Source organism: Micromonospora sp. AKA38, assembly GCF_027925725.1.
GTDB lineage: Bacteria > Actinomycetota > Actinomycetes > Mycobacteriales > Micromonosporaceae > Micromonospora.
Genome location: NZ_BNEI01000003.1, coordinates 1188746 through 1201514 on the forward strand (window position 1 = coordinate 1188746; position 12769 = coordinate 1201514).

Below are 12769 nucleotides of genomic sequence, written 5' to 3' on the forward strand. Positions count from 1 at the left end.
CGTGACGACGACCGATCCGCTGGTGGCCCGGATGCGGCCGTTCGGCACCACCATCTTCGCCGAGATGTCCGCGCTGGCCGTGCGCACCGGCGCGGTCAACCTGGGGCAGGGCTTCCCCGACACGGACGGCCCGCCGGAGATGCTCGCCGCCGCCGCGGAGGCGCTGCGCACCGGCCACAACCAGTATCCGCCGGGGCCGGGGATCCCCGCGTTGCGCGCGGCCGTCGCGGCGCACCAACGCCGGTTCTGGAACCTGGAGTACGACCCGGACGGCGAGGTCGTGGTGACGGCCGGCGCGACCGAGGCGGTCGCGGCGAGCATCCTCGCGCTCTGCGAGGCCGGTGACGAGGTGGTCTGCTTCGAGCCGTACTACGACTCGTACGCCGCCTCGATCGCGCTGGCCGGGGCGGTCCGCCGCCCGGTGACGCTGCGACCCGGCGCCGACGGCCGGTACGCCTTCGACCCGGCCGAGTTGCGTGCCGCGTTCGGGCCGCGGACCCGGCTGGTGCTGCTGAACTCGCCGCACAACCCGACCGGCAAGGTCTTCACCGCCGACGAGTTGGCCCTGGTCGCCGAGTTGTGCCGGGAGCACGGCACGTACGCGGTCACCGACGAGGTCTACGAGCATCTCGTCTTCACCGACGCCGCCGCGGCGCACCTGCCGCTGGCCACGCTGCCGGGCATGCGGGAGCGGACGCTGCGGGTCTCCTCGGCCGGCAAGACGTTCTCCTGCACCGGCTGGAAGGTGGGCTGGGTGAGCGGCCCGGCGTCGCTGGTCGCCGCCGTGCTGCGGGTGAAGCAGTTCCTCACGTTCGTCAACGCCGGCCCGTTGCAGCCGGCCGTGGCGGTGGCGCTCGGCCTGCCGGACGCGTACTTCACCGGCTTCCGGGACGACCTGCAACGCCGCCGGGACCAACTGGTCGCCGGGCTGGCCGACGCCGGGTTCGGCGTGCTCGCGCCGGAGGGGACGTACTTCGTCACCGCCGACGTCACCGCGCTCGGCGGCCGGGACGGGGTGGAGTTCTGCCGGTCCCTGCCGGAGCGGTGCGGCGTGGTGGCGGTGCCGACGCAGGTGTTCTACGACGACACGGCGGCGGGTCGCCGGCTGGTCCGGTTCGCGTTCTGCAAGCGGCCGGAGGTGCTCGCCGAGGCGGTGACCCGCCTGCGTCGGCTCCGGGAGCACTGATGAGCGCCGGCTACGCCGAGCGGCTGCGCCGGCTCGCCGCCCAGCGCGGCTGCGACACGATGCTCTCCGGCGTACGCCCGGAGTCGGTGCGGGAGCAGGTGGCCGCGCTCGCCGCGACGGCCGGTGACGACCTGCCCGACGTCTACGGTGAGGGCGGCCCGGTCGCGGAGCTGGAGCAGCGGGTCGCGGAGCGGCTCGGCGTGGCGGCGGTGGCGTTCTTCCCCACCGGCACGATGGCCCAGCAGGTGGCCATGCGCCACGGCGCGGAGCTGACCGGCCGGGCCGCTGTCGGCCTGCACCCGCTCAGCCATCCGCTGCTGCACGAGCGCGACGCGTACGCGCTGCTCGCCGGCGTGCGGGCGGTGCACACCACGTCCGCGCCGCGCAACCCCACGGCCGAGGAGGTGGCGGCGCTCGCCGAGCCGATCGGCACGCTCTTCCTGGAGTTGCCGCTGCGCGACGCCGGGTTCGTGCTGCCCACCTGGGACGAGCTGGTCGCGGTCGTGGCGGCGGCCCGGGCGCGGGGCGCGCGGGTGCACGTCGACGGCGCCCGCATCTGGGAGTCGACGGTCCACCTGGGCCACTCGGCGGCCGAGATCGCGGCGCTCGCCGACAGCACGTACGTCTCGTTCTACAAGTCCCTCGGCGGTCACTCCGGCGCGGCGCTGGCCGGTGACGCGGAGCTGGTCGGGTACGCGCGCGCCTGGCGGCACCGGTACGGCGGCACGCTGTTCCAGCAGTGGCCGGCGGCGCTCGCCGCGCTCGTCGGCCTCCAGCGGGAGCTGCCCCGGCTGGGCGGGTACGTGCGACACGCGACGGTGGTGGCGGAGGCGCTGGCCGCGTTGCCGGGCGCCCGGGTGCATCCGACGCCGCCGCACACCCACCAGTTCCGGTTCTGGCTGCCGTATCCGGCGGCGGCGCTGGACGCGGCCAACCTGGCGCTGGCCGAGCAGGAGCGGGCGTGGTTCGTCGGCGGCTGGCGGGACACCGAGGTGCCCGGGATGGCGCTGGCCGAGGTGACGATCGCCGGGCCGGCGCTGGAGCTGGACGCCGACGGCGTACGCGAGCTGGCCGCCCGTTTCCTGCGCCGCCTGCCCACCTGCTGACCCCGCCGCCCCCGGCCCGGAGCTAGCCGGCGGCCCGCGCCGGTCCGGCGCCCTCACCGGGTCCGCCAAGCCCTCGGCCGGCGGACCCGGCGACCGGGGGCGCGGCGGCGAGGCCGGTGAGCGTGGCGCCGCCGTCGGCGAGCAGCGCCGCCTCGGCGTCGTCGACGAAGGCCAGGTCCGCCTCGACGTGCCGGCCGGCGGCCGAGAGCAGCAGCCGGACCACCGGGTCGTCGGCCTGCCGGCGCAGCCCGTCGAGGTTGCGCAGCTCCCGCATGAGGTGGCCGCGCTGGTTGGCCAGCACGGTCCGGACGGTGTCGGCCCGGCCGGACCGGGCGGCGGCGGTCACCCTGAGGAAGAAGTCGTCCCGGAAGCCGCCGCTGCGCGGGCTGGGCGCGGTCAGCCAGCGGTCGAGTTCGGCGCGGCCGTCGGCGGTGATCTCGTAGACCACCCGGTCGGGCTTGACCGGTTGGGGCTGCCGCTCGGCCACCACCAGGTCGTCGCGGGAGAGCCGGTCGAGGATCTGGTAGAGGTGCCCGATGTTGAGCGGGCCCCACTGCGGCCCGACCGCCGCCTCGAACGCGCTCTTCAGCTCGTAGCCGTAGCTGGGGCCGCGGGCTAGCAGGGCCAGGACCGCGTGCTGGATCGCCACCGTCTTCTCCGATCCGGTTCCGGACAGGTGCCCCGGGCGGGGCCTTGCATTGTCACAATGTATCGCGCAGAGTGTGCTCAGCACACGGGGAGGCGCGATGGTCGGGTTCGTCTGGGGTCAACTGCGCGGCCGGGCCGGTCGCTCGGTGGCGCTGCTGGTCGGCGTGCTGGTGGCCACCACCGGCTTCGTGGTGCTGACCGGCGCCACCACCACCTCCCGGCTGGCCGTGACCGGCACCGTGGAGCGCGACACCCGGGCCGCCTACGACATCCTGGTCCGGCCCGAAGGGACGCGCACGCCGTTGGAGGCGGAGCGCGGCCTGGTCCGGCCCAACTATCTCTCCGGCAGCTACGGCGGCATCACCGCCGCGCAGTACGACCGGGTCCGGGCCGTCGAGGGGGTGGACGTCGCCGCCCCGATCGCCATGCTCGGCTACTCCACCACGTCGATCGAGATGCCGCTCGACGTCACCGCGGCCGTCGACCCCGCGCTGGACCGGCAGCTCATCCGCATCGACCGCGAGTTCCTCGCCGAACGCGGCCTGAGCCACGCGCCGGCCCAGCCCACCTACGTGTACGTCACCACGCATCCGCTGCTCTACCCGGTCATCGGCGACGAGTACTACCCGGACGCGGTGCGCTACACCGACGGGCGGACGTACGACACCAACGACTGCGGGCTGCTGCCCCGGGAGGTGCTGCCGGGTGGGCGTGCCGCGCCGCTCTGCGACCTGCGCGTCGAGCAGTCGAACGGGTTGCAGGACGTGAGCGAACGGCAACTGTGGAAGGTGGAGACGTTCCGGATGCTGCCCGGTGGGCGCTTCGAGCGGCCGGCGACCGAGGGCGTCACCAACCTCGACGCCCCCGCCATCCCGGCTTCCCGCGTGACCGTGACGGTGCGCCTGACCGTGCCGTTCCTGCTCGCCGCCGTCGACCCCGGCGCCGAGCAGAAACTGGTCGGCCTCGACGACGCGGTGGTCACCGGCCGGCCGCTCACCGCCACCGACACCACAGTGGTGACCCGGGAGCGCGGCCTGTCCAGCCGGACGCTGCCGGTGCTCGCCACCAGCCGCCCGTTCCTCGACGGCGCGATCCGGGCCAGCTACACCCGCCTGCCGCTGGACCGCACCATCGCCGGCGTGCCGCCCCGGGAGCTGGCCGGACGGCTGCGCGGCGTACCGGCCACCCCGGCCGGCGGCACGCAACGGGACGCGCTGAGCGCCTACCGGGCCCAACTCGCCGCCGGGCTCGGTCCGCGTACCTGCTGCCACGGCCAGTTGCAGGTCGTCGTGCAGCCGGGGCAGGCCGGCTACGACCGGCTGCCCGACGGCGCGCTGCGGGTCCGCCCGGCGCCCGCCGACCCGGCCGTGTACGGCGACTCGCAGGATCTGGTCACGCTGCCCCGACCGTGGCTCAGCGAGGACACCGGCTACCGGCCGCTGACCCCGCTCCGGTTGGGTCGTGGCGACCGGGACGCCCGGCAGTGGCAGGCCGTGGGGCTCTTCGACCCGGCGAAACTGACCGGCTTCAGCGACCTGGGCAAGGTGCCGCTGGAGACGTACGAGCCGCCGCGCGCCGACGGGGCCGACGACCGCAGCCGCGCGGCGCTGGGCGGGCAGCCGCTGGAGCCGAGCGGCAACCCGGCCGGCTACCTGTCCGCGCCGCCGCTGCTGCTCACCAGCCTGTCCAGCGTGCCCGGGCTGCTCTCGGCCGGCAGCAGCCCGCAGCGCACCGCGCCGATCAGCGCGATCCGGGTCCGGGTGGCCGACGTGGACGGTTGGAGCGAACGGTCCGCCGAGCGGGTCCGGCTGATCGCCGAGAAGATCGCCACCACCACCGGCCTCGACGTGGACATCACGCTCGGCTCCTCCCCCGCCCCGCAGACCGTCGAGCTGCCGGCCGGCGCGTTCGGCCGCCCCGACCTGCGGCTGACCGAGAACTGGTCGGCCCTCGGCGTCGCCTCGGTCATCACCCGCGCGGTCGACCGGAAAAGCGCCGTGCTGTTCGCGCTGGTGCTGGTGGTCTGCGCGCTCTTCCTCGGCAACGCGGTCACCGCCGCCGTCCGGGACCGCCGGTCCGAGCTGGCGGTCCTGGCCTGCCTCGGCTGGCCGGCGCGTCGCATCGGCGCACTCGTGCTCGGCGAGGTCGCCACGCTCGGCCTGACCGCCGGGCTGCTCGCGGTCGGCCTGGCCGTCCCGCTCGGCCGCGCCCTCGACATCGACGTCGACTGGCGGCGGGCGCTGCTCGCCGTACCGGTGGCCCTGCTGCTGGCGCTGGTCGCGGGCCTGGCACCCGCGCTGCGGGCCGCGCGCGCCCACCCGGCGGCCGCGCTGCGCCCACCGGTGGCCGGCACGTTCCGGGCCCGCCGGTCCCGCACCATCGCCGGGATGGCAGTGGTCAACCTGGCCCGCGTCCCCGGGCGCACGCTGCTCGGCGCCGCCGCGCTCGCCATCGGCGTGGCCGCGCTCACCCTGGTGGGCGCCGTCGGCTACGCGTTCCGCGGCGCGGTCGTCGGCAGTCTGCTCGGTGACACCGTGTCGTTGAGCGTGCGCGGCGCGGACAACCTCGCCGCGGTGGCCACCGTGCTGCTCGGCGCCGCCGCCGTCGCCGACGTGCTCTACCTGGACGTCCGGGATCGGGCCACCGAGTTGGCCACGCTGCGGGCCACCGGCTGGACCGACGGCGCGCTGGCCCGCCTGATCGGCTACCAGGCGCTGTTCCTCGGTGGGCTGGGCGCGACCGCCGGTGCCGGCCTCGGCCTGGCTGGCGCGGCCTGGCTGGTCGGTGACGTGCCGGCCGCCCTGGTGACCGTCGCGGCCCTGGTCGCCCTGGCCGGGGTGCTGCTCACCTGCCTCGCGGCGCTCGTCCCGGCGGGACTGCTGCGCCGCCTGCCCACCGCGCGACTACTGGCCGAGGAGTGACGATGGAACCGAGCACCGGAAGCACCGTGCGGGCGGAGGGGCTGGTCCGCGCGTTCGGCGCCGGCACCGAGCGACTCACCGCCGTCGACGACGTCTCCCTGGAGATCGCGGGCGGTTCGGTGGTGGCGCTGACCGGGCCGAGCGGCTCCGGCAAGTCCACCCTGCTGCACCTGATCGGCGCCATCGAGCGGGCCGACCGGGGCCGCCTGACGGTGGACGACGTCGAGGTCACCGCGCTGCGCCGGGCTGCGCTGGCCCGCTACCGGCAACGGATCGGCTTCGTCTTCCAGCGCTACCACCTGCTGCCGGCGCTGACCGTGCTGGACAACGTGATCGCCCCGGTGCTGCCGCTGCGGGCCGGTCGCGCCGACCACCCGGCCCGGGCCCGGGAGCTGCTGGCGGCCGTCGGGCTGGCCGGTCGGGAGCGGGCACTGCCGGCCCAGCTCTCCGGCGGTCAGCAGCAGCGGGTCGCCATCGCCCGGGCGCTGATGGGCCGGCCCCGGCTGCTGCTGGCCGACGAGCCCACCGGCAACCTGGACTCCACCACCGGCGCGCAGATCCTCGACCTGCTGCTCGACCTGCGGGAACAGCACGCCATGACGATCCTGCTGGCCACGCACGAGCGGGCCGTCGCCGCCCGGTGCGACCGGTTGATCCGGCTCGGCGACGGCCGGATCGTCGAGGATCTCGACCTCACCGACGGCGAGGACCCGGCCGACACGTTCGACCGGGCCACCCGGCTGCGGCTCTGACCGGCCGCCGGCCCGGTCACGCGACCGGGCCGCGGCGCGACACCCGGGCCGGCCCGGTCAGGCGACTACGCGGGGCGGCCCGGTCAGGCGACCGGGCTGGCGGTGCGGACGTGCTCGGCGATGCGCTCGGCGACCGCGCGCGCGGTGTCCTCGGTGGCCGCCTCGACCATCACCCGCACCAGCGGCTCGGTGCCGGACGGGCGCAGCAGCACCCGGCCGGTCTCGCCCAGCTCGGCCTCGGCCCGCTCGACCTCGGCGCGGACGGCCGGCGCGGCGGCACCCACGGTCCGGTCGCCCACCGGCACGTTGATCAGCACCTGGGGCAGCTTGGTGACCACGGCGGCCAGCTCGGCCAGGGAGGTGCCGGTGGCCGCCATCCGGGCCATCAGGTGCAGGCCGGTGAGCACGCCGTCGCCGGTGGTGGCGAACGCGGGCAGCACGATGTGGCCGCTCTGCTCGCCGCCCAGCGCCAGGCCGGAGGCGCGCAGCTCCTCCAGCACGTACCGGTCACCGACCTTGGTCTCGACCAGCCGGATGCCGTGCGCGGACATGGCCAGCCGCAGGCCGAGGTTGCTCATCACGGTGGCGACCAGGGTGTCCTGGGTCAGCTCGCCGGCGTCCCGCATGGCCAGCGCGAGGATCGCCATCACCTGGTCGCCGTCGACCTCCGCGCCGTCGGCGCTGACCGCGACGCACCGGTCGGCGTCGCCGTCGTGGGCGAGGCCGAGGTGCGCGCCGTGCTCGACCACTGCGGCGCGCACCGCGTCGAGGTGGTTGGAGCCGCACCCGTCGTTGATGTTGAGGCCGTCCGGCTCGGCGTGGATGGCGATGACCTCGGCGCCGGCCTCCTGGTAGGCCACCGGGGCCACGTCGGCCGCCGCGCCGTTGGCGCAGTCCACCACGACCTTGATCCCGTCGAGCCGGTGCGGCACGGTGCCGACCAGGTGCTGGACGTAGTGGTCGGCCCCGTCGAGCAGGTCGTTCACCCGGCCGACCCCGGCGCCGACCGGCCGGTCCCAGGCGGTGGTGGCGTTCGCCTCGACGGCCGCCTCGATCCGCATCTCGATCTCGTCGGGCAGCTTGTGCCCGCCGGCGGCGAAGAGCTTGATGCCGTTGTCCGGCATCGGGTTGTGCGAGGCGGAGAGCATCACGCCCAGGTCGGCCTTGATCTCGGCGGTGAGGAACGCCACCGCCGGGGTGGGCAGCACACCCACCCGCACCACGTTGGCGCCGGCGCTGGTCAGGCCGGCGACCACCGCCGCCTCCAGCATCTCGCCGCTGGCCCGGGTGTCCCGGCCCACCACCGCGAGCGGCGGATGACTCCGGTCGGTCTCGGCCAGTGTGTGGGCCGCGGCCACCGCGACCGCGAGCGCCAACTCCGGGGTGAGATCCGCGTTCGCCCGCCCGCGTACGCCGTCCGTGCCGAACAACCGGCCCATACCCGCCAACCTCCGTGGAACTGCCGTTGAGGAGAGAAACGCGGAACGGCCGGGCCGCCCCCGCAGAAGGGAGGCGGACCCGGCCGTCCGTCAGAAGTACAAGACGCTGGTGGTGATCAGCGCTTCGAGTACTGGGGAGCCTTACGGGCCTTCTTGAGGCCGTACTTCTTGCTCTCCTTGACCCGGGCGTCACGGGTCAGGAAGCCGGCCTTCTTCAGGGCCGGGCGGTCGTCGGGCTCGTTGACGATCAGCGCCCGGGCGATGGCGAGCCGCAGCGCGCCGGCCTGGCCGGTGGTGCCGCCGCCCCGCAGGTTGGCGATCACGTCGAACGTCTCAGGCTTCTCGGCGGTGACCAGCGGGTCCTTGATGAGCTGCTGGTGCACCTTGCTCGGGAAGTAGGCCTCGAGGTCGCGGCCGTTGCAGGTGATCTTGCCGCTGCCCGGAATGATCCGGACCCGGACGATGGCTTCCTTGCGACGGCCCACGGTCTGGATCGGGCGGTCACCGCGGGGCGCGCGCGCGACGGGCGCCGGCGCCTCGGTGGCCTCGGGGGCGACCTCGGTCTCGGTGATGTCGGTCATGCTGCTTCCTTCGCCCGCGCTCACTGCGCGATCTGCTTGATCTCGAACGGCGCCGGCTGCTGCGCGCCGTGCGGGTGCTCGGCACCGGCGTAGACCTTCAGCTTCTTGAGAATCTGACGGCCCAGCTTGTTGTGCGGGAGCATGCCCTTCACGGCCAGCTCGATGGCCCGCTCGGGCCGCTTGGTGAGCAGCTCGTCGTAGCCGACCCGCTTCAGACCACCCGGGTAACCGGAGTGGCGGTAAGCGACCTTGGTCTGGCGCTTGTTGCCGGTCAGCGCGACCTTGCCCGCGTTCACGATGACGACGAAGTCGCCCGTGTCGACGTGCGGCGCGAAAGTCGGCTTGTGCTTGCCACGCAGCAGCGTGGCGGCGTGGGTCGCCAGGCGGCCCAGCACGACATCAGAGGCGTCGATGACGTGCCACTGACGCTCGATCTCACCCGGCTTCGGGCTGTACGTACGCACAGGTCTACCTTGTCTCGTCGTCGGTCTGGGGTCGCGCGCCGAGGTAACCGGGGCTTCCCAGTCGAACCAGCGCGCACGAACGACCAAGCGTACCTGATGCGGCACGCCTAAGAATGTCGTACAACAGCAGGCAACGATACCCGGCCGCCCGGTGGCAGGTCAAAACGGGGTCGCCCCGCGCTCGGCCTGCGCCTGCGCGTGGCGCCTGTCACACGCCGGCCAGCCTACCCGGCCCCGGCCGCAGGTACACCGCCCAGGTCACCAGGAAGCACAACGCGTACCAGCCGACGAACGCCAGGTAGGCGGCGTCGGCGGTGCCGGAGGTCAGGAACGACTGCCGGAACGCCACGTTCACCAGCACCCCGCCGGACGCGCCCACCGCGCCGGCGATGCCGATCAGCGCGCCGGCCAGGCGCCGCGCCCGCCGCTGCGCCGCCTCCCGGTCCCCGGTCAGCTCGGCCTCGGTGACGGCCCGGGCCCGGAAGATCGCCGGGATCATCTTGTAGGTCGAGCCGTTGCCGATCCCGGAGAAGACGAACAGCGCCAGGAACCCGGCCAGGTAGAGCGGGAAGGACCGGTCCCGGGCGGCGTACAGCACCAGCCCGGCGCCGCCGGCCATCGCGACGAAGTTCCAGAACGTGACGCGCGCCCCACCGAGCCGGTCGGCGAGCTGGCCGCCGACCGGCCGGACCAGCGAGCCGACCAGCGGCCCGAGGAAGGTCAGCCAGGCGGCGTCGACCGGGGTCGGGAACCGGTCGGCGAACTGGAGCTGGAGCACCTGGCCGAAGGCGAAGCCGAAGCCGATGAACGAGCCGAACGTGCCGACGTAGAGCAGCGACATCACCCAGGTGTGCGGGTCGCGGGCCGCCGCGCGCAGCGCGCCCGGCTCGTTGCGCGCCCCCGGGACATTGTCCAACCACCGTGCCGCGGCCAGCGCGGCGAGCACGATCAGCGGCAGGTAGACGGCCGGCACGAGCCAGGGGTACGCGGCCCCCGCGGTGGCCAGCACCGCCAGCCCGACGAGCTGCACCGCCGGTACGCCGAGGTTGCCGCCGCCGGCGTTGAGCCCGAGCGCCCGCCCCTTGAGCCGGTCCGGGAAGAAGAGGTTGATGTTCGCCATCGAGGAGGCGAAGTTGCCGCCGCCCACACCGGACAGGCAGGCCAGCACCATCAGCGTGGCGTACGACACGCCGGGCCGGATCAGCACCGCCATCGGCACCGCCGGCACCAGCAGCAGCAACACGCTGACGATGGTCCAGTTCCGGCCGCCGAACCGGGCCACCGCCAGCGTGTACGGCAGCCGCAGCACCGCGCCCAACGCGGCCGGCACGGCGGTGAGCAGGAACTTCCCGGCCGGGTCGATGCCGTAGCCGGGGCCGAGGAAGAGCACGGTCACCGACCAGAGGCTCCACACCGAGAAGCCGACGTGCTCGGCGAAGATCGACACCCACAGGTTGCGTCGGGCTATCCGGGCGCCGCCCGCGGCCCAGAACGCCGGATCCTCCGGACGCCAGTCGGTGAGCGGTCCCGGGCGGCCGGTGGCAGCCGGCGCCGGGGGCGCGGTCGGGGTCGGGGCTGAAGCGAGCGTGCTCACGGCGACTCCTCCTCGTCGGTGACGAGGAGGACGCTAGGGACGGGCGGTTTCCCCGGGGTGCCCCGCGCGCGTCGGGCCGGAAACGGAGACCGCACGTCCGCCGGGCCGCGGCGGTGAGATCGTCACAGCTCCTGGAGGATCCGCAGCGCCCGGCCGACCCGCTGCATGGTCTCGGCGTCCGCCACGTCCACGCACTCGGTGAACCACTTCTTCATCGGCGAGGAGAGCCGGTCGGGCATCACCACGAAACCGCCCGTGCGCACCGCGAGCGGCGAGTCGCGCAGCAGCGACTCCTCGACCACCTCGGCCACGATCACGATCGGCACGTCGGTGGCGTTGTAGACGTCGGAGCTGATGACCAGGCCGTACCGTTCCCGGGCGCCGGAGATGCGCCAGACCTCGCCCCTACGCAGCACGCGGACGCCCGCCGCCGAACAGGGCGTCGTCGACCATCGCGGCCTCCTGGGCGTCGGCCAGGGCGGCGGATTCCAGGTCCAGGCCGGCCCGGGCGACCGCGGCGGCGTGCGCGGTGAAGACCTCGCGCAGCGCCTTCTCCCGGGCGGCCCGGTCCATCCAGGCGGAGAGGGAGAGCCCTTCCCGCTTGGCGAACCGGCGCGCCTCCTCGATGGTCTCGTCGGAGAACGACAGTGTCACCTTGGCGGTCATGCCGAGCAGACTACCCACGAGTATGACCGCCAGTCATCCCCATGGGCGCCGATCGAGGAATCGGACACCCCCCAAGCGAAACAACCGAAACGGCCTGCAGATATTGCACTTAGCGACACGGCCCGTCTGCTCTTCTCTGACGGAGAGCAGGTCGAGGTGCCCACCCAGTTGGTCGACGTGCTTCGTCAGATCTCGGCGATCCTCGCCCGCGGCGACGGCCTCGTCATCAACGCCCTCTCCCGCGAGCTGACCACGACCGAAGCGGCAAAGCTGCTCGGCATGTCTCGCCCCACACTGATCCGCCTCCTGGAGAACGACGCCATCGCTTCCCATCGCGTCGGCAGCCATCGACGCCTCTTCCTCAGCGATGTTCTCGCCTTCCGCGGACGACAGATGGAGGAACGACGGAAGTCGTACGAAGCCCTCATGTGGGAGTCCGACGCGCTGGGCTTCAACGACGGGTAGCCACAGCCTCCTTCCGCCATCCGAGAAACGCCTTCCGGCCTTTGGGAATCGCGTAGATCTTGGTACGAAACGGCCCCTGGAGGGGCCATTTCGTACCAAGATCTGAACATCGGCCGCGCCGGTCACTCGAAGCCGGGACGGTGGCCGCCGAAGACGGCGAAGCGCCACTCCTTGAAGAAGCAGTCCACGTCCGCCAGGCCGGCCTCGCCGAGCCAGCGACACTGGTCGGCCACGGTGGCCGGCCGGTCGTGCCGCATCCGTTCCCGGGCTCCGGCGATCTCGTCGGCGTCGGAGCCCAGCTCGGTGATCCGGGCCGTCCACACCTCGTCGTAGCGCCGGTCCAGCGCCGGGGTGGGGCCGGCCACCTGCTCGGCGTTGACGAACACGCCGCCGGGCGCGAGCGCGTCCGCCGCCCGGCGGTAGAGCGCCCGCTTGCCGTCGTCGTCGAGGTGGTGGATGGCCAGCGCGGAGACCACCGCGTCGTAGCGGCCGGCGGGCAGCGGGTCGGCCAGGTCGGCGTGGACCGTGCGGTGCGGCACCCCGCGGGCGGTCAGGTGGCCGGTGGCGACCGCGAGCATGGCGGGCGCGCCGTCCACAAGCGTCAGCCGGACGCCGGGGACCGCCGCGGACAGCAGCAGGGAGAGCAGGCCGGTGCCCGCGCCGAGGTCCAGCACCTCGGGGGTACGCCCGGCGGCCAGCGCGGCCCGCAGCGGCGGCGCGGCCACCTCGATCGCGGTGCCGTAGAACGCGTCGAAGCAGGGCACCAGCCGGCGTCGGGCATCGTCGTAGCGGCCGGCCACGGCGTCGAAAGCCTCCGTTACACGCATATCTGCCTCCCATTTTGTGGGACGATTTTCTCACATTCTAGACCAGTCGACCCGTTCCGTCAGCCCCGTCCGGTGTGAGGCGCTCTTGACAGGACCGAAACAGAAGGGACCCGGGCCGGA

General features: G+C 74.0%; 13 protein-coding genes. 5 read left to right on the top strand and 8 right to left on the bottom strand.

Annotation, left to right across the window (positions count from 1 at the left end; all coding sequences use genetic code 11):
- Position 1: 1 nt before the first annotated feature.
- A complete protein-coding gene (locus TPA0908_RS14005; protein ID WP_281938039.1) occupies positions 2-1186 on the top strand; it encodes a pyridoxal phosphate-dependent aminotransferase in 1185 nt (394 codons plus the stop codon).
- The gene (locus TPA0908_RS14010) at positions 1186-2292 is read left to right on the top strand and encodes a threonine aldolase family protein (protein ID WP_281938040.1); all 1107 of its coding nucleotides are present in this window, start codon (positions 1186-1188) and stop codon (positions 2290-2292) included. Before TPA0908_RS14005 ends, TPA0908_RS14010 begins: the two co-directional genes overlap by 1 nt.
- 22 nt (positions 2293-2314) lie before the next feature.
- Here the strand turns inward: TPA0908_RS14010 and TPA0908_RS14015 are convergent, their stop codons facing one another.
- The gene (locus tag TPA0908_RS14015) at positions 2315-2941 is read right to left on the bottom strand and encodes a PadR family transcriptional regulator (protein ID WP_281938041.1); all 627 of its coding nucleotides are present in this window, start codon (positions 2939-2941) and stop codon (positions 2315-2317) included.
- A 97-nt stretch (positions 2942-3038) separates the two neighbouring features.
- Between TPA0908_RS14015 and TPA0908_RS14020 the strand changes: the two genes are divergently transcribed.
- Positions 3039-5861, top strand: coding sequence for an FtsX-like permease family protein (locus TPA0908_RS14020; protein WP_281938042.1), 2823 nt, complete (start codon positions 3039-3041; stop codon positions 5859-5861).
- A gap of 2 nt (positions 5862-5863) precedes the next feature.
- Complete coding sequence (locus TPA0908_RS14025; RefSeq protein WP_281938043.1) at positions 5864-6613, top strand: ABC transporter ATP-binding protein; 750 nt, start codon at positions 5864-5866, stop codon at positions 6611-6613.
- Between the two features lie 83 nt (positions 6614-6696).
- Here the strand turns inward: TPA0908_RS14025 and glmM are convergent, their stop codons facing one another.
- The 6 genes from glmM to TPA0908_RS14055 form a co-directional block, all read right to left on the bottom strand.
- Positions 6697-8052, bottom strand: a complete 1356-nt coding sequence (gene glmM, locus TPA0908_RS14030) for a phosphoglucosamine mutase (RefSeq protein WP_281938044.1) — start codon at positions 8050-8052, stop codon at positions 6697-6699.
- Positions 8053-8168: 116 nt separating this feature from the next.
- Positions 8169-8633, bottom strand: coding sequence for a 30S ribosomal protein S9 (gene rpsI, locus TPA0908_RS14035; RefSeq protein WP_269689944.1), 465 nt, complete (start codon positions 8631-8633; stop codon positions 8169-8171).
- A gap of 20 nt (positions 8634-8653) precedes the next feature.
- The gene (gene rplM / locus TPA0908_RS14040; protein ID WP_174528511.1) at positions 8654-9097 is read right to left on the bottom strand and encodes a 50S ribosomal protein L13; all 444 of its coding nucleotides are present in this window, start codon (positions 9095-9097) and stop codon (positions 8654-8656) included.
- A gap of 208 nt (positions 9098-9305) precedes the next feature.
- The gene (locus TPA0908_RS14045) at positions 9306-10691 is read right to left on the bottom strand and encodes an MFS transporter (RefSeq protein WP_281938045.1); all 1386 of its coding nucleotides are present in this window, start codon (positions 10689-10691) and stop codon (positions 9306-9308) included.
- Between the two features lie 122 nt (positions 10692-10813).
- The gene (locus TPA0908_RS14050; RefSeq protein WP_281938046.1) at positions 10814-11107 is read right to left on the bottom strand and encodes a type II toxin-antitoxin system PemK/MazF family toxin; all 294 of its coding nucleotides are present in this window, start codon (positions 11105-11107) and stop codon (positions 10814-10816) included.
- Positions 11097-11357, bottom strand: coding sequence for a DUF6364 family protein (locus TPA0908_RS14055; RefSeq protein ID WP_281938047.1), 261 nt, complete (start codon positions 11355-11357; stop codon positions 11097-11099). Before TPA0908_RS14055 ends, TPA0908_RS14050 begins: the two co-directional genes overlap by 11 nt.
- 156 nt (positions 11358-11513) lie before the next feature.
- On the opposite strand from TPA0908_RS14055, the gene TPA0908_RS14060 reads away from it, so the two are divergent.
- Positions 11514-11822 (top strand): excisionase family DNA-binding protein, encoded by a 309-nt coding sequence (locus TPA0908_RS14060; protein WP_281938048.1) that lies wholly within the window; start codon positions 11514-11516, stop codon positions 11820-11822.
- A gap of 122 nt (positions 11823-11944) precedes the next feature.
- Here TPA0908_RS14060 and TPA0908_RS14065 read toward each other — a convergent pair whose 3' ends face one another.
- Positions 11945-12649, bottom strand: coding sequence for a class I SAM-dependent methyltransferase (locus tag TPA0908_RS14065; RefSeq protein WP_281938049.1), 705 nt, complete (start codon positions 12647-12649; stop codon positions 11945-11947).
- Positions 12650-12769: the final 120 nt, after the last annotated feature.

What these genes read in the sequence shown, in the direction of transcription:
- TPA0908_RS14010 (WP_281938040.1), top strand. Translation starts at nt 1,186, where the DNA reads ATGAGCGCCGGCTACGCCGAGCGGCTGCGCCGGCTCGCCGCCCAGCGC.
- TPA0908_RS14020 (WP_281938042.1), top strand. Translation starts at nt 3,039, where the DNA reads ATGGTCGGGTTCGTCTGGGGTCAACTGCGCGGCCGGGCCGGTCGCTCG.
- TPA0908_RS14025 (WP_281938043.1), top strand. Translation starts at nt 5,864, where the DNA reads ATGGAACCGAGCACCGGAAGCACCGTGCGGGCGGAGGGGCTGGTCCGC.
- glmM (WP_281938044.1), bottom strand. Translation starts at nt 8,052, where the DNA reads ATGGGCCGGTTGTTCGGCACGGACGGCGTACGCGGGCGGGCGAACGCG.
- rpsI (WP_269689944.1), bottom strand. Translation starts at nt 8,633, where the DNA reads ATGACCGACATCACCGAGACCGAGGTCGCCCCCGAGGCCACCGAGGCG.
- TPA0908_RS14055 (WP_281938047.1), bottom strand. Translation starts at nt 11,357, where the DNA reads ATGACCGCCAAGGTGACACTGTCGTTCTCCGACGAGACCATCGAGGAG.
- TPA0908_RS14065 (WP_281938049.1), bottom strand. Translation starts at nt 12,649, where the DNA reads ATGCGTGTAACGGAGGCTTTCGACGCCGTGGCCGGCCGCTACGACGAT.